Raw genomic sequence first — 21,500 nt, forward strand, 5'->3', positions numbered from 1 at the left:
CACCAAACGGTTAGCCTTTATATCAAAAATCATTTTTTTTAAAAACACATTGGAATAAATATTCCATTCCTTATATTAGCACAGTGAATAAAAAAGAAAACATTTTACTATCTGCACTAGAACTTCTTACTGAAAAGGGAATACATAATACACCAATGTCTGCCATTGCTAAGGTAGCAGGTACAGGAATGGGTACTATTTATAACTATTTCCCTAATAAAGAGACTTTAATTAACGAAGTTTATGTTAGCATTAAGGCTCAGGAAATGTCACTTTTCACAGATTTTGATAGAGAAAAACCAATCCGAACGCAGTTTGAAAGCTATTTTAAGTCGGCTATTTCCTTTTTTATCAAGAATCCTATGTATTTCAAATTTATAGAACAGGTACAAGCATCACCTATTATTACAAACGAAAGCAAAGCATTCGGAAGAAAATCTATCGCCCCAGTAATTGAATTAATACATAATGGACAACAACAACGTATTATTAAAAATATTCCGTCAGATGAAATACTAACATTTATAGCAGGTTCTATAATATCTTATTTAAGATGGTATTACAGTCAAACCGAAACGAAAAATGCATCTCTTAAAAATCAAATGAATTTAGTTTGGGATGCTATTAAAGAATAAAAAATTTAATCAAAAATTGGAATGAACATTCATTCCAAATATAATAGAATATGAAAAAAAACGTACTAATTACAGGAACATCAACAGGTTTAGGTCTTGAAAGCGCTGTTTTATTTGCTAAAAATGGTTACAAAGTATATGCATCTATGCGTAATCTAAAAAAGGCAGACACACTAAAAGAAAAAACAGAAAATGAAAATCTCGACATTACGATACTTCAATTAGATGTAACTAACTTACAATCAATAAACACTGCCCTAAAAACCATTATCGAAAAAGATGGAAAAATTGATGTATTGGTAAATAATGCTGGTGCGGGTTTTGCAAAAACCACAGAACAAGCTACTGAACAAGAAATAAAGTGGGTAACAGATGTTAACTATCATGGTGTTGTTTTTTGCACACAAGCCGTATTACCCTATATGCGTAAACAAAAATCGGGACAAATTATTAGTGTTACCTCTATAGGAGGTTTAGTTGGTCAACCATTTAACGAATTGTATTGTGGTGCTAAATTCGCAGTTGAAGGCTTTATGGAGGGATTAGCTACCTATGTTTCAGATGCATTTAACATCAAAATTACTTGCGTAGAACCAGGTGGTATTAAAACCGAATTTATGAACTCTGCCATTAGCAAAACAGCCGTAGATGGTGCATTAGCTACAGGTGAATATTTACCAATCTTTCAGTCGTATATGGCAGGAATACAAAAAAGAGCTAGCCAGGGCGAGGCACAAACTTATCAAACCGGCGCTGAAGTTGCAGAGATATTATTAGATATTTCAAAAGTAGAAAATCCACCATTACGAATTAGAACCTCACAATGGGCAGAACAATTTTGTAGTTTAAAAACGCAAGCAGATCCAGATGGAACAAAATTGGTACAGCAAATTAAAGGCAGTTTTCTGTAATTCAAATATAAAATAGACATATGAAACGTTTTGCAACCATTATTTTTAGTATCCACTCATTTTTCGAAGTATTATTCGGTATGAACAATTATATAAAAGGAGTATCTGCCTCTCAATCTGCTGAACAAATAGCAACACAAACCATAGAAATGACAATCACATTTCGGTTTATGGGTGCGGCATTAACAGCTTTAGGAATTTTAGGGCTATTTATTCTTTTTAAAGCAGGTGTTCTCTCTAAAACTGCTAAGTATGTTGCCATGGGATTTACTGTTTTTCACGGACTTGGAACTTTAGGAAGTTTATATACCGCTTTACCTAATTTTGAAATTTATAGCGAACCAATGGCTTTAGGGGCTGTGATTTTACACGGAATTTTAGCCGTTAGTTTTACTATAATTTTTGCAAAAACAAATAAATACATTCAATAAAAATACTGTGGGTAACATTGTGTATAAACAATAACGGTTTGGATAATAACTCAAATCGTTTCTCATTTAATTAAAGTATATTGTTCTCCGAAAAGTAGTTGATCTAAGTTCGCTATTTCTCATACACCAAACCGTCGCAGGTAATTAAAATAAAAATACGAATGAAATCAATATTCACTTTCTTTACTTTATTAATATGTCTTCCATTGTTCTCCCAAACCGAGGGACAAAGTTTCTGCTCTGAACTTGAAAATGAAGACTATTTTCCTTTAACTATAGAAAAAAAGAAAATACTATGGCTGGATTCTTATTATTTTGAGGAAATCATTGGAAGTAAAGAAATTAAGAACAAAAAGTACATTGAATTTGCTCAAAATTGGAAAGCCGGAAACGCAGGAAGTCTTCTATTAAGAGAAAAAAATGGAGTAATTTATCAATATGAAAAATGTTGTGATACAGAAACAATCAGATTTGACTCAAAATTCGAAAAAGGAAAATCTTGGAAAACTGCTGATAAGAAGAGCAATTACAGTATAAAATCTTTTAATGGTAAGTTGAAAACTCCGTATTGTGATTATAAAAACCTTTTAGTCATTAAAGGAGAGTTTACTAACGTAACCTATTTTTTTTATTACAAAAAAGGTTATGGCTATATTGGAGCTACTGACGATAAAAACAATCTTATTTCTTGTGTTTCACCTGAATGGAACAAAAAATAACCACCTACAACAGCGCCTAAACTATATTTAAACAAGGCTTAGGTAAAACGTTATCATACAATTTGAAAACAAAACTCTACTTACTGATATTTCTTTTAGCTCTATCCTGTAAAGACATTAAAAAAAATGACAAGGAAATTGAGAATGCAAAAACATCGACAAATGTTATGAAAAATAAAAAACATCCAATTTTACCTAATAATTTCTCGGTTCAATTAATTAATAGTAAAGGTGATAAGTTAAAAATTGCAAATGTTCTCTGTCATTTGAACATTTATATAAACTCTTCAAGTTATTATACTTACAGTTTCATTCCTACAAACTCAAATGGCAAAGTAAATTTGACAAAAGAACAAATTATACAGAACACTGAGTTAAAACATTACTATGACAAAACTATTTCGATCGAGAGAACTCCTGTTAAATTTGATTTTATGATTATGGATTCTAATTTAATCAATGGAATGATTGCTAGTATAAATAATTATCTTTCAATTGATATAGAGTCAATAAAATTAGATTTAAAGCAAAGAGGATTGACTGAATCTCAAATATCATTACAAATCTCAACTATTGAGGAAAAATTCAACTCAGACAGGAAACTGTTAGAAACTTTAGAGAATAACCAGAATTCTAAAATAGATAATTCTAATGGGATGAAAAAGATTACTGAATTTTGGAACAGTGAATCTGATTATAATTATGAAATAAAATTATAGGTAACAAAGCGTATAATTAATTACGGAAAAATCCTAACGCGAAAAACACAATATAACCAACTACATTTCAAACACATAAAAAAACCAGCTCCCTTTTCCCGTAAAAAAATCATACACAAATACGTTCTACATAATATGAAAAAGAAAAAATTACTACTTATAACATTGAGCTTAATCGGATTAAATTCTTATGCCCAAAAGTTAACTTGCTCTGATTTTAGAATTGGTACTTTTTATATTCCAGAAACTAAAGAAATGGGCAAATATACCATCGAAGCGAATGACAGTATTATAAAACTAACAGGTACACGAAATTTATCTATTAAAAAATGGATTGTAGTTCGAGAGAAAAATACTCAAATCGAATGGAAAAACGGAATCGGAAATGGAATACCTGAATATGAAGTTATTGAATGGATTGACGATTGTACTTATCGATTGACTTATGACTCTTCGAAAGCGGAATTGAGTGAAGAAAAAGAGTGGGTAAATAAAAATAATGGAATTGTCGTAACTAAAAAAAAAATTGAAAATAAGTGTATGTATTATACAGCAACAATGACAACAAACGAAGGGCAAAAAATTTCACAAGACGGAGTAATATGTAAAGAATAAAAAACTATGTACAATATAACCTAACTAAGAAATAACAAATGAACTATAAAATTTTTAGCCTAATAATCGGATTCAGCATTTGGCTCTTAGCAACAATTGCTTTTAGAATTGCAGGACAATATTTTTTTCTTACTGACAACTCATTAGTTTTAACTGGACTTTACTTGGCAATAATCCCATTTTTAGGGTTTGTGGCAAATTGGGTTTTTAATAGATATAAATTGAGCCAATTACAAGCAGTTCAATCCGCTACAATTATGGTTTTGCCAGGAATGATTTTTGACACGTTTTGTATTGAATTTTTTGCTTGGGTATTTCCTAATCTTCCCGAAACGGACGGTGCTACTTTTGGCTCTTGGCTAATGTGGGCTTATGCAACCGTTTTAGTTTTTGGATTGATAAAAAAAGACAATAAATGAAACGAGTTCTTGTATTTGTGATTATAGCAATTTTCACTCAAGCCTCTAATACCACAAATAAGAAAGTGTATTTAATTTCTTATAGTAAAAGGTTCAGTTATCAGAATAAACAAACTGGATAAAGATTATATTTGTTTGGATATAGCTAGTTGAGTGTTATTAAAAAACCAACTCAAAACTTAATAACAAAAAATAAATAGATATGAAAAAAATTATAGCACTAACATTATTAATTATTACTTCTATTCATAATATAAATTCTCAAGAGAAAAATGAAAAAGATTTGATAACTTCTGGGAAATGGCAAATTGAATATATGGAAATGGCTGGAAAAAAAATGAAACTACCTTCTGAAATGCAAAAGATGAACTGGGTAATTTTTCATAAAAGTGGAAAACAAGAAGGAATGGAAAATGGACAAAAATATGTTGGGAAATGGGAATTTGATAAAAAACGAAGAATTATGAAAACTAATGATTTAGATGGTATTGCTGAACAAAAATTAATTTCAGTAACAAAAAATAAGTTAATTATTTCGGTGAAAGAACGAGGAGCCGAAATGATAATGGGAATGAAAAAAATATAACTTCACCCAACAACATCTAAACTGCATTAAAACACCACAACAAACCATCCCCTAAAACGTTGACAAAATAACTATGATTAGGTTAAATCTATCTAAAGAAAACTTTAGCATCAACGATATCTCTTTGTCTTTCCCTATTGAGATTGAACTTTTAAATAAGTTACTTTCAGTAAATAAAAGAACAACAAAAACTAAGCATAACACAATATTTACTTGGGATCATTTAGGTATCCTTGCTTATTCAAAAAATGGTAAAGTTGTAGAAAGTTTACTGCTCGAATTAAAAGAAGAGGATTTTGCTTTTAGCCCTAAGCAGGTTTTCAAAGGGCAATTTTATTTTGATAATGAAGAAATTATAAATTACTATAAAACCAATAAGGATAAAAGAATTAAGCTTTTTGATGGAGATTCATCTGGGGCCTTAGTTTTAAATAATATTAGTGCTTGGTTTGATTCTGTTGACAACACTATTGAAGCCATTGAAATAGCTGCCTTTAAGGAGTCAACAATTAAGAAAATACCTGAAGATAAGTATGTGATTAAAGAATTAAATGAAGAATTGATTGAATTTTCAGATTTTGGTTTTAAGTTATCTATCATTCAGGAATTAATGTATAACAAAGGCCTTATTCAACCCAAATTTGATTTATTTGAATTTGTTGTTTGGTATACTAAGAGGGATATTGATCTTGAGGAAGAAGGTTATGAACCCATACCTGAGGTAACCCAATATTTTAAGGATTTACCTATTCCAAAAAAATATGCATCTGCAATAACTGAAATCTATCAAGATGGTGGAAATGATATTTACATGCAACTCCTAAGATTTGGAGAAGGATGGGAAGACTATTGGGATATCGAGATTATAGATGATGTGAAACAATTTCCAAACTTAAAAAAAGCAGTATTATGTTATGCTAAAAATAATATAGTGGACGAAATGAATAAGATCGGAATTAAAGCGGAATGGATATAAAAAAACTGGTATACCAAACATTAACCAATATTATGAAAAAATGAAAGCTAAAGAATTATTTGATGTTATTGGAGGAAAAATAGCCCAACACTATTCAGAATTAGGATTTAAGTACACAAAAACATGGGGAGCAAAAAAACAAACGAAAAAGTATAGATATTGTATATCTTTCGAATCTTTTTCGGGAAATACAAAAAACAAAATTTCTCTATCAGTTATTCTTTCTATTAGTTTTATTCCGTTTGATGAAACATTACTTCATTTTAACCTGTGGAATTTAGGTTATCATTACGAAGTTGGAGAAAGCCACTCTATTAATCAGGCTTACGAGGATATAAAAGAACATACTGAACGGTTATTGATACCATACATTGATATTTTTGAAAATAATACTTCAAAATACAAAGATACATGGATTAAAAAAGGGTTGACAAGCCATATTTCGTCAAATTACAAATATTCTCTCTTTGGTACCGATTTCGATTATACAACTCATAGTCATTATTGGACTGGCACAGATTTTTTGGACAAATACAATCAATTCGGTTTTAACATATCCTTGCCTTATCTAGCTGAGATATTTAGTATGCAGGATGCTGAGAAATGTTTAAATAACTATTATCAATCACTTAATGAAAAATCTCAGAAGTTATTTTTAAAAGCCTGTCAAATGCAAGAAATTGGTGAACCATGGGGTATCGACTATAAAGAATTACCAGATGTTGGTAAGGTATATTTCATGGTTGAAAATGGATTAAAAATAATAATTTAGATGCCTTCCCATGTATCGCATAACACTTTTACAGCTGATTCGACTGGATCTAAATCTACTCAGAACCCTAAAAGTCAGTATTTAACAGAAAAGTATTGGTAAACTCCATAAATAATAGCTGTAAAAGACTGTTGGTAAATATTCTAAAAAAAAAAGAAAATGAAATTAGATTCAGTAGGATTAGTAAAGCATAACGGCTTATTCTTGGATGATTTCACAATGAAATACATGTAATTTTAAGGTAATTATGATATCACCTTTCTTTTAAATCATTTTCTAATTGAATGGCCTTCGGTTCAAGAATGTTATTATCTAAGTGAAAATGTCTTTGCAAATCCAATTCAAATTCTTGAAGTTTTAAGCTCAGTTTTTTAGATGTTTCGTTGGAAGTATCAATGGCATAATAAGCTTTTGAAAGTGAAATTATTTCCTTTATTAAATGAGCAATAAGGTCTCTCTGATCCTTTAATGGATTGATTAAGTGTTTAATCTTTATATCATAAAGATACTCGGATTGGTTATCGTCTTTTAAGTTTGCAATAAGCTTTTTTATGTGAGGAAATAGGCTTCCCTCCTCTTCATCTAAATGATCAAGAATAACTTCATTCATTTGAATCAGCATTTTATGAAGTTTTGAGGCTTTTTCTCCATTAGTATCCTCATTTTCATTCAGTTTTTTAGATAATTTTAAAATATCTGGTAAACTTTTCCTAATATAAGTGTGATGTGTGTTCTCAATATAAATAACTAAAAAATCTAAAGACCACTTGTTATAATCCTCAAATACATCTTTTACTGTATCAATTTCGGAAAGGTCTTTTTTCAAATCGGAATACGTAATATTTAAATTTTCGCATACTTTCGCAATGGCTATATCTCCCTTACAATAGAAGTCTATCCCGTACTTCATGAAAACTTCCGATGCTTTTATGTTTTCCACAACAACACTAGCTACCGTTTTTTCCCCCGAAACAACCATAGAAATATCGTTTTAAATAATTAATGTTGATTTAATAGTCATCATATTCACCTTAATAGATTATACAACAAATATGGCTACAACGATTCTATTAAAAAATGATAAAAATCATACTTGCAAACTTATTAATAAATCATTAATTATGTTAAATTAATATATAAAAACCACTAGACTATTTATTCTATTTGGATTTGTCTTCTTTTTAAGATTTACATACTTTTGCCTCATGGAAAAATTAAAACAACGTTGGGGAATTAGTAGCAATTTGGATTTAATTGCCATTTTTATTGTGTTTGCTATTAACGGATCATTTGCTGCTTGGGTAGCAAAGCCTATAACAGCTTTTATAGGTCTTTCACCTGAAACAGTTACTCCATGGGTTTATTGGCCATTGCGAATTTTGTTAATTTTTCCAATTTATCAAACAACCTTACCAATGGTAGGATGGCTTTTTGGGCAATTTAAATTCTTTTGGGAATTTGAAAAGAAGTTTTTGAGCAGAATGGGACTAGGTTTTTTGTTTAGGAAGAGATAAAATAAGTTAGCACATAAACAACAGAAGATTATAAAAGTAAATCCCGATTCCATTGATTGAATCGGGATTTTTTTTATTTATTTTTTTATCGAATCTTTATAAATTAAGCTTCCTTGAATACTCCAAGCAAAATCCAATACTACCGTACTTTTAAAGTATGGAGCATCTAAATCAAAGTATTGATCCGTTATGTAATACTGATAAGAATCTTCGATTGATTTGACATCATATAACCTTGCTTGTCCATGACAACTCATACAATTAGTTTCAATACCTACTCTATTTAATTTACCTCCTTCATACACTTTTTCACTTAACCTTATCGCTCCAACTTTCTGATAACCTTCATTATAGTACTTTCTTATAGTATCATTCCCTCCAGAATTATTTGGATTTTGAGAAGAAGCAGAAACATCAAAAGTATCAGCATTGAACCCCGCTTCTAAATAAGGATTAAAAGCATAAATAGATTCCTTTTTAGGTTCTTTATCGGTTATGGCATTCGAACCTCCGCTATAAGGTTGTGCTGGACTAATCATATTATACGCCAAAGCCATTGAATAATGTTTTGATGCTCTGTCTAAAGTACTTGGTTTTAACTCTGCTATGTTAGAAGAACTTGGGCTTTGGGGAGAGTTTGGGTTTTCCGACCACCAAAATGTTTGCCATGTCCACCTTCTATTCTCTCTGGTATTTACATGCATTGCTACTAGAACTGCATAATCCCCTTCCTTCGCTTTTCCGTTATCAATAACATTAACAATATTATTCGCTTGTGTTTTACTCAATTTAAAATGGATAAAATCATTTATTGAATACACCTTCTTCTCTTTATCCGTTTTTCCTGTTGTTGTTATTGTAATATTATTATTCCATGAGTTAGAACCAAAACCATTTTTAATAATTGAGTCCATTGGAACCTGACCGTGATATCCAGGCCAAACAGGTAATGAATATGTGTTAGGACTTAATGAATCGGTTTTAGTTAATGGATAAAAGACTGGCTTTATCAATACACTTGAGGCAGGAAATGCCGGGATATTTGTTATTTTTCCAGGTCGGATCATGCTTTTTAGTACTTCAAAAAAGTATAGTTCTTTATCATAAATGTGTTGAGCCGAAGATGGATCGCATTTTACAAACCCAACTACATCAGAGCTCCTAACTTTTAAACCATGCTGATTTTGGTGCGGAATTTCTAGATTTCCAGTATCAAACCTATCTAAACTATTTAGTTTGATTGCACTACCAAGTGTTTTAGCCTTAAGCGCTTTTTGAATATCTTGTGGTGTATACCAAGTTTCGAACCTTCTTAATGGCTGATCATTGTTTTTTTGATCCGTTTCTTCAGTTAAAGCATTCCAAATATCCCAACCATGTGTAATAATGTCTTTATTCGTTTCTAGGTTATTCACTATTTTGCTTTCTGCAACCCAATTATTAATAGTAGTTGAATCTGTTGGGAAATTTTGCCCAGACACTAGGGTACTCGGCATAGGAACTGCCGTAATTGAGGGTATCTTAACTTTCGTCTCTTCTTTCTTCTTCTCTTGAGGTTTACATGCAAATAGTATTAATACTATTGCATAAATACAATAATTCTTCATAAAGTAAATATTTGTTAGTTTTTGTTGGTTACGTTTACTTTGGCTTCTATTTTCTTATCCAAGAAATAGAAATAACCTAAGTAGTGATAAATTAAAAAAACTTCACTTTACTTAAATAAAAAAAGACATAAAAGACTGAAAATAAGGTATAAAATAAGTATTTAAGAGCATTAAAATGTTGAGATATTACCAAACTGTAACGCTTCAGTCATTTAATCTTTTAAAATACGTTCAAAAATAGGTATCGGTAAATCTACCCCTTCTTCTATAAACCTTTTATGTACGGCTTCCTTTAAAGCACATTTTGTTTTGAATTCCAAAAAAGGTTCGCTGACCCACACATAGGCTCTGATATGAATATGATCGGGATATATATCAATTACTCGAACATCAATTTGATCTATTCCCTCTATTATTTGATCAGGAGTTCTATTGTCAATAACTTTAGGAAGCTTTATGGCTTCTTCTTGAATGATTTGGCGAGCAAGATCTATATCTGCTCTTAATCCAATTTTAAAGTTATTGAAACTTAATACTTGAAAATCTTCAATGGTATGATTCAGAACAGAATCTGTACTAATAACAGAGTTAGGAATAATTAATCGTTTGTTCTCAAAGTTGTTAATTACAGTATGTCTTAATGTAATATCTTCAACAATACCAACTCGTGCTTCATCTAACTTAATATAATCTCCTACTCTAAAAGGGCGAAATATAACAATGAATGCTCCAGCAATTAAATTAGACAGTGCCGCTTGTGCAGCAAAACCGATTATAGCAGCCAAAATACCAGCCCCAGAGAAGATAAAGGTTGCTTTACTTCGGAATAATGGAACCGTCATTATAATATAAACGATACCAAAGATTCCTATAAAAAACTTGACAGAATTACGGAAAAACTGAATACTAGTTCTACCATATCTATCTGTTTTTCTATGCCTAATTAATAAAACTATAAAATATCGAATTACTCTTGATAGTATCCAAGCCACAAAAATAACGACCAATACATAGCCCAATATTCCAAAGAAGGAATCTAAATTGAATTGATATTTAGATAAAAAATCTTTCATTAAATAGAAAGTTGAAATGCTTTAGTGGCATGAATTGTTGTGGTATCGAAAATAGGAACAGTTACATCGTCTTCCTTTATTAATAATGGAATTTCCGTACATCCTAAAATAACACCTTCGGCTCCTTTCGCTACCAACTTTGATATAATATTAACATAATTACTTCTAGAGTCGTCATTCAAAATTCCTCTAGAAAGTTCGTCATAAATAACCGTGTGTATTATTTCTCTATCTTCTTTATTTGGAACTACTACATCAATTCCATGGCTTTCGAGTATATCAATATAAAATCTCTTTTCCATTGTATACTTGGTACCTAATAAAATAACTTTTGTAAGTCGTTTTTCCTTTATTTTTTCAGATGTAGCCTCAGCAATATGAATTACAGGAATTGTTACTTTTTTTCTAATTGCTTTAATAGTAAGGTGCATTGTATTAGCACAAATAAGAATACAAGAAGCACCAGCCTTTTCTAGACTTATAGCTGCATTAGCCATGATATCATCTAAAAGATCCCATCTTCCTTCATGCTGTAATCTTGAAATTTCACCAAAGTCAACAGAATTCATAATGACTTTAGCGGAATGTTTGCTTCCATATTTCCTTGAAGCCAACTGATTAAGTACACGATAGTACATAATCGTTGATTCTGGAGTAATTCCCCCAATTAATCCAATTGCTTTCATTTATTCAGATGTTTTGCAGAAAATAATTCCTACTTCAAACTTATAAAATTATTTTAGAACAATGCTGTTTGACTATCGTCATCATCAGCAACATTCTTTTTCTTCTTTTGAAGTGCGCGGGCTAACGCTTTTTTAGCTTTATCTTCTTTTGTTTCATCAAACTCTTTTGCTTCGGTTTCTTCAATCTCTAAAGGAAGACCTTCTTCTTGAATTTCTTCTTCTTCCTTTACTTCAATGTCTTCAATCTTCTCTTCAGGTTCATCATAAGGTAACGATTCCAACAAGTTAACCGTTCTAATTTTATCAGTTGTTAACTGATTACCCAAAGCTTTAATTCCTTTAATAGAGATAAATTCTTCAAAATTAACCTCTAGTTTCTCCAAGCTACGCTTTGAAAAAATTACTTCTGCCATAGGTCGAAAATCCGTAGCAATAATTTCTAACTTCGATTTTTCGTGATCAGATATAAACACCTCTTCTTTATCTGCAGATTCGATTAAAAAACGCTTTACATAATATTTTTCTTTGTTTCCATCGAAATAAATGGTTGAAATAGGTTTTTTAGGATTCCATTTTTCAAGAACAATCATGTCATTTTCAAAGTGCATCGTTAAATCAGGAATTACCGCCTTGATTTTTCCACTTTGCGTAGCAACCAAAATTCTATCTTCCGCTCTGAATTCGCCAAGAAGCTCTCCCCTTTCATCAACATTTAAGCGCTGTACGGTATCATCAAACCATATTTTCCTTGGTTTTAATGTTGATACTCCTGCCGATTTAAATTCTATTTTTTTAATGGCATATTTGGTCACCTGGTTTCCTCTGGCACTTCTACTCTTTATTGCTAAATCGGCAAAATCAATATCCCATTTTAATTTCTTAATGCTACCAACAGCTCTTAACAAAATCGTAATTACTTCAGCTTCTCCATTAGGATTAGCTGTGAAATATAATACTTTTGAACCTTTGCTTCCATTGGTTAAATCATACTCTTTATCACGTGTAATACTTGTAACATTAAAACGTTTCATATAACTAGGTCCACGAGTACCATCTTTATAAATCATATTATAAACGGTTCTCTTATCCTTCTTTTTAAAGATAGCAATGTGCATGATTCCTTTACCTACAAAGGTTTTAGAGGCAACTTTGGTTACAATCATGGTTCCATCTTCTCGAAACACAATTACATCATCTATATCAGCACAATCAGAAATATATTCATCCTTTTTAAGTGAAGTACCTATAAATCCTTCTTCGCGATTCACATATAATTTCGAATTTCGCATGACAACCTTTGTGGCAACAATATCATCAAAAATTCTAATTTCAGTTTTGCGCTCTTTTCCTTTACCGTATTTATCTTTTAGGTTTTTAAAGTAATCAATGGCGAAATCAATCAAATTATCTAATTGATTCTTTACTTCAGTAATTTGCTCTTCTAAACTCTCAATAAATTGTTTCGCCTTATCAATATCAAATTTTGAAATCTTCTTAATTCGTATTTCTGTCAAGCGTACAATATCTTCTTCAGTAACTTCTCTTTTTAAATGTTTTGTATGTGGCTTTAACCCAAGATCAATAGCTTCAATTACTCCTTCCCAAGTCTCAACTTCTTCAATATCACGATAGATTCTGTTTTCTATGAAAATTCTTTCTAACGAAGAAAAATGCCATTGTTCTTCAAGTTCATTTAACTTTATTTCTAACTCTTGCTTTAATAACTCAACTGTAAAATCTGTTGACTTCTTCAGCATTTCGGAAACTCCAATAAATACAGGTTTATTATCTTCAATGATACAGCACAAGGGAGAAATAGAGTTTTCACAATTGGTAAAGGCATATAACGCATCGATAGTTTTATCAGGAGATACATTTGGAGGTAGATGCACCAAAATTTCTACTTCAGCGGCCGTATTATCTTCAATTCGCTTAATTTTGATTTTCCCTTTATCATTTGCTTTCAGAATACTATCAATCAATGACGTAGTTGTAGTTCCAAAAGGAATTTCATTGATAACAAGTGTCTTCTTATCTAATTGCGATATTTTCGCTCTTACTCTTACTTTCCCTCCTCTTTTACCATCACTATAATTCGTAAAATCGGCAACACCCCCAGTTAAAAAGTCAGGAACAATAGTAAAACTTCTACCTTTTAAATATTTTATCGAAGCATCAATAAGTTCATTAAAATTATGAGGTAAAATTTTAGTTGATAAACCAACTGCAATACCTTCTGCACCTTGTGCTAATAACAACGGAAATTTTACAGGAAGATTTACAGGCTCTTTCTTTCTTCCATCATAAGAAAGTTGCCATTCGGTTGTTTTTGGGTTGAAAACAACATCTAAAGCAAACTTAGACAAACGCGCTTCAATATAACGAGATGCCGCAGCTCTATCACCTGTTAAGATATTTCCCCAGTTACCCTGCATATCAATCAAGAGTTCCTTTTGCCCCATTTGCACCATGGCATCAGCAATAGAAGCATCTCCATGAGGGTGATACTGCATGGTATGTCCAACGATATTTGCAACCTTATTATATCGACCATCATCTAAATCTTTCATAGAATGCATGATACGACGTTGTACTGGTTTAAATCCGTCTTCTATAGAAGGAACGGCACGCTCTAAAATTACATATGAAGCATAATCTAAAAACCATTCCTTGTACATTCCTGTAACCTTGGTAATCGTTTCTGTATTTTCTCCTGATGTATTTAATTCTTCTTCTTCGTGCTCGTAATTGTTGTTGTCTTCGCTCATAAAAAAGCTCCGTTTTATTTAGGTTAGGGAAATATTATTGGTTTTGCATTGCTTTTACTTGCTTAAGCTCCCTCATCAAGTAAATCAAGTTCCACTTTCAGGTTATTGATAATAAACTTTTGTCTATCTGGTGTGTTTTTTCCCATGTAGAACTCTAACATCTGTTCAATAGACATTTCTTTATCTAACATTACTGGGTCTAAACGAATATCATCACCAATAAAGTGAACAAATTCATTCGGAGAAATCTCACCAAGCCCTTTAAATCGTGTTATCTCAGGTTTTCCTCTTAGTTTATTGATTGCTGCTTGTTTTTCTTCTTCAGAATAGCAATAAATGGTTTCTTTTTTATTTCTAACTCTAAAAAGTGGTGTTTCTAAAATATATAAATGTCCTTCTTTAATTACCTCAGGAAAAAACTGTAAAAAGAAGGTTATTAATAATAATCGAATATGCATACCATCGACATCGGCATCGGTAGCGATTACAATATTGTTGTAACGCAGCCCTTCCATACCATCTTCAATGTTTAAAGCAGATTGTAAAAGGTTAAATTCTTCATTCTCATAAACAATCTTCTTCGACAATCCATATGAGTTCAATGGCTTTCCTTTTAAACTAAATACTGCTTGGGTATTTACGTTTCTGGACTTAGTAATAGAACCACTTGCCGAGTCTCCCTCCGTAATGAACAGCGTAGTTTCTAAGTACGCTTCTTTTTTGGTATCACCAAAATGAATACGACAGTCTCTTAGCTTTTTATTATGCAAGCTAGCCTTTTTAGCCCTATCCCTTGCTAATTTTCTAATTCCAGAAAGTTCCTTTCTTTCTTTTTCCGCTTGAAGTATTTTCTTTTGAAGTTGTTCTGCAACCTCAGAGTTTCTGTGAAGATAATTATCTAATTTATTTTTAACAAAATCATTGATATAGGTACGAACCGTTGGCAGGTCTCCTCCCATTTCTGTAGATCCTAATTTTGTTTTTGTTTGACTTTCAAAAACAGGCTCCATAACTTTAATGGAAATGGCTCCTATAATAGATTTCCTAACATCTGATGCGTCAAAGTTTTTTCCGTAAAACTCACGTACTGTCTTTACTACAGCTTCTCTAAATGCAGCCAAATGCGTTCCTCCTTGAGATGTATTTTGCCCATTTACAAATGAATAATATTCTTCTGAATATTGTGTTTTACTATGTGATATTGCTACTTCAATATCGTCACCTCTTAGGTGAATTATAGGATACAACATGTCTTCAACGTTGTTGTTATCCTCTAATAAATCCTTTAAACCGTTTTCAGAATAAAACTTTTCTCCATTGAAAACAATGGTTAATCCAGGATTAAGGTATACATAGTTTTTAAGAAGTTTAACAATGTATTCCGGACGATATTTATAGTTTTTAAAGATGCTATCATCAGCAATAAAGGTAACTTTCGTACCTCTTCTTCTTGAAGTTTCATCAAGTAAATCTTGATTTGTAAGTGTTCCTTTTTCAAACTCCGCAGAAGCAGATTTTCCATCTCTGGTAGATTCTACACGAAAATATGTTGAAAGGGCATTTACCGCTTTCGTTCCAACTCCATTTAATCCAACTGATTTTTTAAAGGCTTTAGAATCATACTTACCTCCTGTATTCATCTTAGAAACTACATCCACCACTTTCCCTAAAGGAATTCCACGTCCATAATCTCTTACGATCACTTTATTGCCCTGAACAGATACCTCAATAGTTTTTCCACCTCCCATGACAAATTCGTCAATGGAGTTATCTAACACCTCTTTTACAAGTATATATATACCATCATCAGGAGAAGAACCATCTCCTAGTTTTCCAATATACATCCCAGGACGCATTCTAATATGTTCCTTCCAATCCAGTGATCGTATATTATCCTCGGTATATTTTGTTTCTTGAGCCATAAAAAAGTTGAAATTCGTGAATGAACCGCTAATATACTATTTACGTTATTTTTTTACCAATGCAATCTTATAAAGTAATTAACAAACAAACGCCGATATTGTTGAAAAACCTAGAAACCAAACAATTAATACATTTGTTAAAACTGATAAAAAATACCAGCATTGAAATAAATAAAGCTTCAATAAACACCTTCTTGTTCTATTTCAATTTTGTAAAAGTCATTTCTTTTTATCTAAAGAAATAATCCATTTTTCAATAAGCTCAACCCCTTCCTTGTGTAAGGTGTTTTTACCTATTTCGGGCATCACAATATCCGGTTCCAAATGTTTCATTCTATACATAAGAATAGATTCATTAGGCTTTCCTTCAACGATATCAAAATCTAAATTACCAGAGCCTTTTCCTGCGGCAACGGGGGGCTTATTTACACCTACCTTATACATATCGTTTTGTAAATAATTCAAGTGCAACCCAGAAGTTTTAGCAGACCCTCCCTCCCGATGGCAATGAGCACAATTGACATCTAAATAAGCTCTTGCTCTATTATTTATGGAAACTTTTTCATCTAAATAGTTGGGGATTTTAGGGCTATTTGCTGAGCTTTTAATTCCTTCAATAAAACTGTTAGTGATCAAATAATCTATTTGATTGCTATCAAACACTTGATTATACCTATTAATTTGCCTTGCCGTTGGTCCTAGTGGAACTATTTTGGTGTTTTTTACATGACAGTTTTTGCACATATTAATGTTTGGTACTGAATACATGAAGGCTTGTTCCTCAGATTTCTCATTTTTTCTAACAATATCTATGTCTTTCCCTAATATATATAAATAAGCTTCGGTCTGATCTTCATTCCATATGTATGGCAATGGAACCCACTTTTTAGAAGCACTGTCTAAAATGAGTAATCTTGTTTCAATAATTTGATCATTAGGCTTATTTAACTCATTCGATGTATAGTAAAAATTCTTTATGATTATGGTACCTAAAGGGAAATCTAGGACTCCATTTTCTTTATAAGAAATGGTTTTATCTTTTGGGATTACAATAAAACGTTTTTTAGATGCATAATCGGTAAATAAAGGGGAGTTTAATTCATAAGGAATCACTCTTTTACTCACTGGTTTTAATAGATGCAATGGCTTTTCAAAAAAATCATAATCCGACAATCGTTTGAATCCTATATCGTAAGAATTCAAGGTATCTGCTGGAGTCAGTAAGCCCGAAATTCCTAATTGCTTTTTCTTATAAACCTCTTTTTTTTCGGAATTTACTTGTTTACAGCTAAAACAAAAAAGTATGAATAAACTAACGGCATTTATATAACGATTCATTGGTAGTAGCATTTTTGAAGTCGTTTAATAAATCAGCATTGTAAAAATTGATATCCTTTGTGTTATCAATACATATTGTATAATCGGTATTGGGAGAAACAACCCCATCCCATAAAATATCAATTGTTTGGAATGGTTTCTTAAATAGTAATAGCTTTCCAAAATCATTGTTGAGCGTTGGAAACCAACGAGAATTCGAATAACTATTGACCCCTATTTTAATTTTCCGATTGTAAGGATTGTATTTTTTGTCCTTTAAAAACTCGTCATTAAGTTTATCAGCTGAAGCAACACCATTACCTAATTCATCGGGAGATTTTTCTTCTTCAGCATCTCTTTTTCCCATTTCATAAATCAAAAGATAACTTGATAATGCTATAGAAGTAGTTTTGTTGTTAGTAAACACATTATCGTGAAAATGTACATTTTCCGTAGCTAACACCAATGCCCCTGTTCCTGAAGGTGTTTGCCCTACGATTGATCCTTCTGGTGCATAGTTCTTAATATTATTATTGTAAATCTTATTATTAAAAACCTCAATATTTTTTCCATATCGAGTTAAACCTGGCAGATCGAATACCAAAATACCTCCTGTATTTTCATACACTTCGTTCCCAAATATCTTGACATTAGTAGAATTTTCACTTTCGATTCCTGCAACATTATAAAATACAGTATTATTACTTATAGTAACTTCTTGTGATTGTCCAACATATATACCTGCATCTGAGGCACCAATAGAAATACAACCATCAATAGTTACGTTTTCACACAATACAGGATAAAAAGCATAGGCTCCATTTTTTTCACTAACTTTTCCTACCCAAGAGCTTTGTACATTACGTATTATAATGCCCTTGGTGTCCATTACTTTGATATTGTCACCTTTAGCATCTTCAACCGTTAAATTTTCAAGAGTGATATTCTGTGCATTTGAGATTCTTATACCTTCCGCACCTTTATTTTGACCTTTAAAACTTAAAACTGTTTTATGTATTCCTTTACCACGAATGGTTACATTATTTACTCCATCAAGTATTAAACTTTGACCCAGCAAAAAATGTCCTTCATCTAATTCAATAACACTACTGTCTTTAGCCAGTAAAAATTTTGCAAGAATTTCATTTTCTTTTCCTTCAATATAATACCTATCTACATTATAAGTTGGTAAAGGTTCTTTCTTAATAAATAAATAGGCGATAAAGGCAAAAGCAAACAAGCCTATTACTACATAATACAATTTCTTCATTTGTAGCTAGATTTTTGATTAACACCCTGTAAGATATACAATTATAACACACAGAGCAACTCAATCTAGATTAGGCCGAAGTCTTTAGTTATTGCTATTAATTGTGTTGGGTTGTTGGCATTGAAGTTTTCTTTTAAAATTTTCAATCTTTTTTCGACAGAACTTATGCTTGATGGCTTCATGTTCTTTTCTTTAAAATCTTTACTTATATCTCTTTGATCCATGCCGTTGGCCAAGTGTTTTAATAAAGATACGTCGTACTCTGTAATTTCAAAAGTTTCGATAGTTCTTAAGGTATGTGCTAGTTTAGGAGTAATAAAGAAATCATTTCCATATACAGAATTTATAGCTCTCTTTAATTCTTTTTGTCCATGAATAGATTTCCATACGTAAGCATTTACAAGTAATTCTTTACATAAATGTTGTATACGGTAAGGTTTATCTTCAATAGAAAAAACAATGGTTTTTAAATCTGGTTGTAACTCTTTAGCTTTTTTTATCAATTCTTCACCAGTAGTTAATTGTTGTGGACTATAATTGTCTACGAATGATAAATCACTAATTAATAGATCAAATGGCTCATTACTTAACCAAGCTTTTTTTAGTTTTAAATAAGCTTCATCACAATACTGAGCGTATTCTATTTGAGGTATTTGAAAGCTTTCTAAAGCTATTTTTATTCCACTTGACATATAGTCTGTGTCCTCGGCGATTAATACTTTTTGAAACATAATTACTTTTTTATTTGAAACTTCACTTGAAAGCCTTTATTGACTTCAGAATCAAATGTAATAGAACCATTTATAGATTTAATACGGGTTTCCATATTTTGGAGCCCATTTTTTATTTTTATTGCATCAACCCCTACCCCATTGTCCTTGAAAGTCACATGAATAAGGTCTTTTTCCTCTCTAAAATTAATTACAACCAAACTTGCATTACTATACTTTTTCATATTAATTAATAGTTCCTGAAAAACTCTGTAAAAAACAATTTGCGTTTCTTTAGGTAACTTATTTAAATGAATATCAGAAATACCTTTGCTAATAATTCGACATTGGTTGGTTGAAAACTCTGAAAGTAACTGTTTAAAAAAGCCTTCAAACTTCTTCCCTGTTACTACTGGGCTGTTTTCATGCGAAATATTTCTTGTTTGCATATAAATCTTTTCTAAATGATTTAATACCGTTCCATCAGAATTTTCATTTTGTTGAACTTTATTCATAACCAAAAAGATATCATTAGCCAATTCATCATGAATTTTCTTGGCCAAACGAGTTTCTGTTTTATATACTTCAATAATTTTCTCCTTTTTCGTTTGTCCTCTTTTATAAAAGAAATAGACAATAAAACCGACAATAACAAAACAAACCGCAAAAATCCATTTTTGCTTTTGAAGCTGTGTTTTTGACAAATTACTTTCTGCTATAATTCGTTTATTAACTTCATCTTTATAATTATATATTGTAGTAGCGAATTCATTTCTCTGTTTCTGAATACTATCTAGAATATTCGATTTTTCAATACTTAATTCCCTAGCTCTCGATTCTGGTTCCAGGGATAAAATTCTATCTATCGCCATAATTCTTGTGCTTGTTATATTTAGTTCTAAAGCCAAATCATGAGCTAAATAAGCATATTTTCTTGCATTCTTAATATCTTCTATTTTCTGATAGTATTCTGACAAATAAAGATAGTTCGTCATCAACCCATCAAAATCATTAATTTCACGTTTAATCTTTTGACCTTTCATAAAGTCAGATTCATCTATTTCCTCATTATTTAATAATTTAGTATAGGCATGATTATCAAAAACGACAGCTTTGAAGCCCTTGGGGATACTATCAAAATAATGACTGGACTTAATATTTTCGTATATTTCGTTAGCCTTAACATAACTTTTAAGTGAAGTTAAATTCGAAGCAATATTACTTTTATACCAAATAATATTAACGGAGTCTTTAGCTATTGCTAATACCTTATTATAACACCTAACAGCTTCTTGGTAATTTCCTTGATAATTGGCATTAACTCCTAAAGTATTATATAATGATACAGTTATTTTGTATCGACCTTTATTCCGTCCTAAAAACCTCAAAGCTTGAATTGCTGTAGAGTCACTTTTGGAAAAAAAATCCTTTTTAGATTCAATCTTCGCTAGACTAAACATTCTTTGAACTGTTTTTAAGGTATCCTTCAACTTTAAACAAATATCTTTCGACTTGGATATATATTTATAAGCACTATCTGATTGATTTATTTTATTAAAATAGTAGCCTAGTGAGTAGTATTTATATTCTAATTCTTCTTCAGTATCAATTTCAATAAGTTCCTTTCTTATACTATCAATTATTTTATCGTAGTTCGTTTTTTCTTTATTCTGTCCATATAGATTAGCATATAAAACAACAGAAAAGAAAAGGATTATTACTTTCATATGTTTCATTTTTCTAAAATATTAAATTCTGAAGGCACTAAAAAATCTATTCGCTTAATTTCCTAATTAAATTTAAGGATTCCCTCTATATTAAAGTGTTACATAAACAAAAAACAATAAAAG

The 21,500-nt window shown here is 31.1% G+C and carries 21 protein-coding genes; 11 read left to right on the forward strand and 10 right to left on the reverse strand.

The features are described 5' to 3' along the window. Positions 1–83: 83 nt before the first annotated feature. From ACKTTV_RS12800 to ACKTTV_RS12845, 10 genes are all read left to right on the forward strand, one after another. Positions 84–635: a TetR/AcrR family transcriptional regulator gene (locus ACKTTV_RS12800; RefSeq protein ID WP_408031236.1), complete on the forward strand. Its 552-nt coding sequence runs from the start codon at positions 84–86 to the stop codon at positions 633–635. A 50-nt stretch (positions 636–685) separates the two neighbouring features. Further along, on the forward strand, positions 686–1,546 hold the full coding sequence (locus tag ACKTTV_RS12805) for an SDR family oxidoreductase (protein WP_408031237.1): 861 nt from the start codon (positions 686–688) through the stop codon (positions 1,544–1,546). Between the two features lie 20 nt (positions 1,547–1,566). Beyond that, the gene (locus tag ACKTTV_RS12810; protein ID WP_408031238.1) at positions 1,567–1,977 is read left to right on the forward strand and encodes a hypothetical protein; all 411 of its coding nucleotides are present in this window, start codon (positions 1,567–1,569) and stop codon (positions 1,975–1,977) included. 161 nt (positions 1,978–2,138) lie between these two features. Then, positions 2,139–2,696, forward strand: coding sequence for a hypothetical protein (locus ACKTTV_RS12815; protein ID WP_408031239.1), 558 nt, complete (start codon positions 2,139–2,141; stop codon positions 2,694–2,696). A gap of 167 nt (positions 2,697–2,863) precedes the next feature. Then, positions 2,864–3,415, forward strand: a complete 552-nt coding sequence (locus ACKTTV_RS12820) for a hypothetical protein (protein WP_408031240.1) — start codon at positions 2,864–2,866, stop codon at positions 3,413–3,415. A 135-nt stretch (positions 3,416–3,550) separates the two neighbouring features. Next, positions 3,551–4,030, forward strand: a complete 480-nt coding sequence (locus ACKTTV_RS12825) for a hypothetical protein (RefSeq protein WP_408031241.1) — start codon at positions 3,551–3,553, stop codon at positions 4,028–4,030. A gap of 38 nt (positions 4,031–4,068) precedes the next feature. Beyond that, positions 4,069–4,449, forward strand: coding sequence for a DUF5367 family protein (locus ACKTTV_RS12830; protein ID WP_408031242.1), 381 nt, complete (start codon positions 4,069–4,071; stop codon positions 4,447–4,449). Positions 4,450–4,651: 202 nt separating this feature from the next. Continuing rightward, on the forward strand, positions 4,652–5,035 hold the full coding sequence (locus ACKTTV_RS12835) for a hypothetical protein (protein ID WP_408031243.1): 384 nt from the start codon (positions 4,652–4,654) through the stop codon (positions 5,033–5,035). Between the two features lie 73 nt (positions 5,036–5,108). After that, entirely contained in the window at positions 5,109–6,011 is a 903-nt protein-coding gene (locus ACKTTV_RS12840) for a DUF6892 domain-containing protein (protein ID WP_408031244.1), read from the forward strand. Positions 6,012–6,051: 40 nt separating this feature from the next. Next, positions 6,052–6,783, forward strand: a complete 732-nt coding sequence (locus tag ACKTTV_RS12845) for a hypothetical protein (RefSeq protein WP_408031245.1) — start codon at positions 6,052–6,054, stop codon at positions 6,781–6,783. A gap of 253 nt (positions 6,784–7,036) precedes the next feature. Here the strand turns inward: ACKTTV_RS12845 and ACKTTV_RS12850 are convergent, their stop codons facing one another. Continuing rightward, complete coding sequence (locus ACKTTV_RS12850) at positions 7,037–7,762, reverse strand: DUF542 domain-containing protein (protein ID WP_408031246.1); 726 nt, start codon at positions 7,760–7,762, stop codon at positions 7,037–7,039. Between the two features lie 226 nt (positions 7,763–7,988). Here ACKTTV_RS12850 and ACKTTV_RS12855 point away from each other — a divergent pair, with 226 nt between their 5' ends. Beyond that, positions 7,989–8,297, forward strand: a complete 309-nt coding sequence (locus ACKTTV_RS12855; protein ID WP_408031247.1) for a DUF6787 family protein — start codon at positions 7,989–7,991, stop codon at positions 8,295–8,297. Positions 8,298–8,374: 77 nt separating this feature from the next. On the opposite strand, the gene ACKTTV_RS12860 is transcribed toward ACKTTV_RS12855, so the two are convergent. The 9 genes from ACKTTV_RS12860 to ACKTTV_RS12900 all read right to left on the reverse strand — a co-directional run bounded on the left by ACKTTV_RS12860 (position 8,375) and on the right by ACKTTV_RS12900 (position 21,377). After that, positions 8,375–9,904 carry a hypothetical protein gene (locus ACKTTV_RS12860; RefSeq protein WP_408031248.1) on the reverse strand — a complete coding sequence of 510 codons (1,530 nt, stop codon included), beginning with the start codon at positions 9,902–9,904 and terminating at the stop codon, positions 8,375–8,377. Positions 9,905–10,116: 212 nt separating this feature from the next. Further along, positions 10,117–10,977, reverse strand: coding sequence for a mechanosensitive ion channel family protein (locus ACKTTV_RS12865; RefSeq protein WP_408031249.1), 861 nt, complete (start codon positions 10,975–10,977; stop codon positions 10,117–10,119). Continuing rightward, positions 10,977–11,663, reverse strand: coding sequence for an aspartate/glutamate racemase family protein (locus ACKTTV_RS12870; RefSeq protein ID WP_408031250.1), 687 nt, complete (start codon positions 11,661–11,663; stop codon positions 10,977–10,979). Before ACKTTV_RS12870 ends, ACKTTV_RS12865 begins: the two co-directional genes overlap by 1 nt. Before the next feature lie 53 nt (positions 11,664–11,716). Next, positions 11,717–14,431 carry a DNA gyrase/topoisomerase IV subunit A gene (locus tag ACKTTV_RS12875; protein WP_408031251.1) on the reverse strand — a complete coding sequence of 905 codons (2,715 nt, stop codon included), beginning with the start codon at positions 14,429–14,431 and terminating at the stop codon, positions 11,717–11,719. Between the two features lie 62 nt (positions 14,432–14,493). Continuing rightward, on the reverse strand, positions 14,494–16,353 hold the full coding sequence (locus ACKTTV_RS12880) for a DNA topoisomerase IV subunit B (protein ID WP_408031252.1): 1,860 nt from the start codon (positions 16,351–16,353) through the stop codon (positions 14,494–14,496). 219 nt (positions 16,354–16,572) lie between these two features. Then, positions 16,573–17,691, reverse strand: a complete 1,119-nt coding sequence (locus ACKTTV_RS12885) for an SO2930 family diheme c-type cytochrome (RefSeq protein ID WP_408031253.1) — start codon at positions 17,689–17,691, stop codon at positions 16,573–16,575. Further along, positions 17,666–18,940 (reverse strand): parallel beta-helix domain-containing protein, encoded by a 1,275-nt coding sequence (locus tag ACKTTV_RS12890; RefSeq protein WP_408031254.1) that lies wholly within the window; start codon positions 18,938–18,940, stop codon positions 17,666–17,668. The genes ACKTTV_RS12885 and ACKTTV_RS12890 overlap by 26 nt, the downstream gene beginning before the upstream one ends. A gap of 65 nt (positions 18,941–19,005) precedes the next feature. Continuing rightward, positions 19,006–19,671 carry a response regulator transcription factor gene (locus tag ACKTTV_RS12895; RefSeq protein ID WP_408031255.1) on the reverse strand — a complete coding sequence of 222 codons (666 nt, stop codon included), beginning with the start codon at positions 19,669–19,671 and terminating at the stop codon, positions 19,006–19,008. Between the two features lie 2 nt (positions 19,672–19,673). Then, positions 19,674–21,377, reverse strand: coding sequence for a tetratricopeptide repeat-containing sensor histidine kinase (locus ACKTTV_RS12900; protein ID WP_408031256.1), 1,704 nt, complete (start codon positions 21,375–21,377; stop codon positions 19,674–19,676). Positions 21,378–21,500: the final 123 nt, after the last annotated feature.

Source organism: Tenacibaculum xiamenense, assembly GCF_964513065.1.
In the GTDB taxonomy this organism is placed as follows: domain Bacteria; phylum Bacteroidota; class Bacteroidia; order Flavobacteriales; family Flavobacteriaceae; genus Polaribacter; species Polaribacter xiamenense.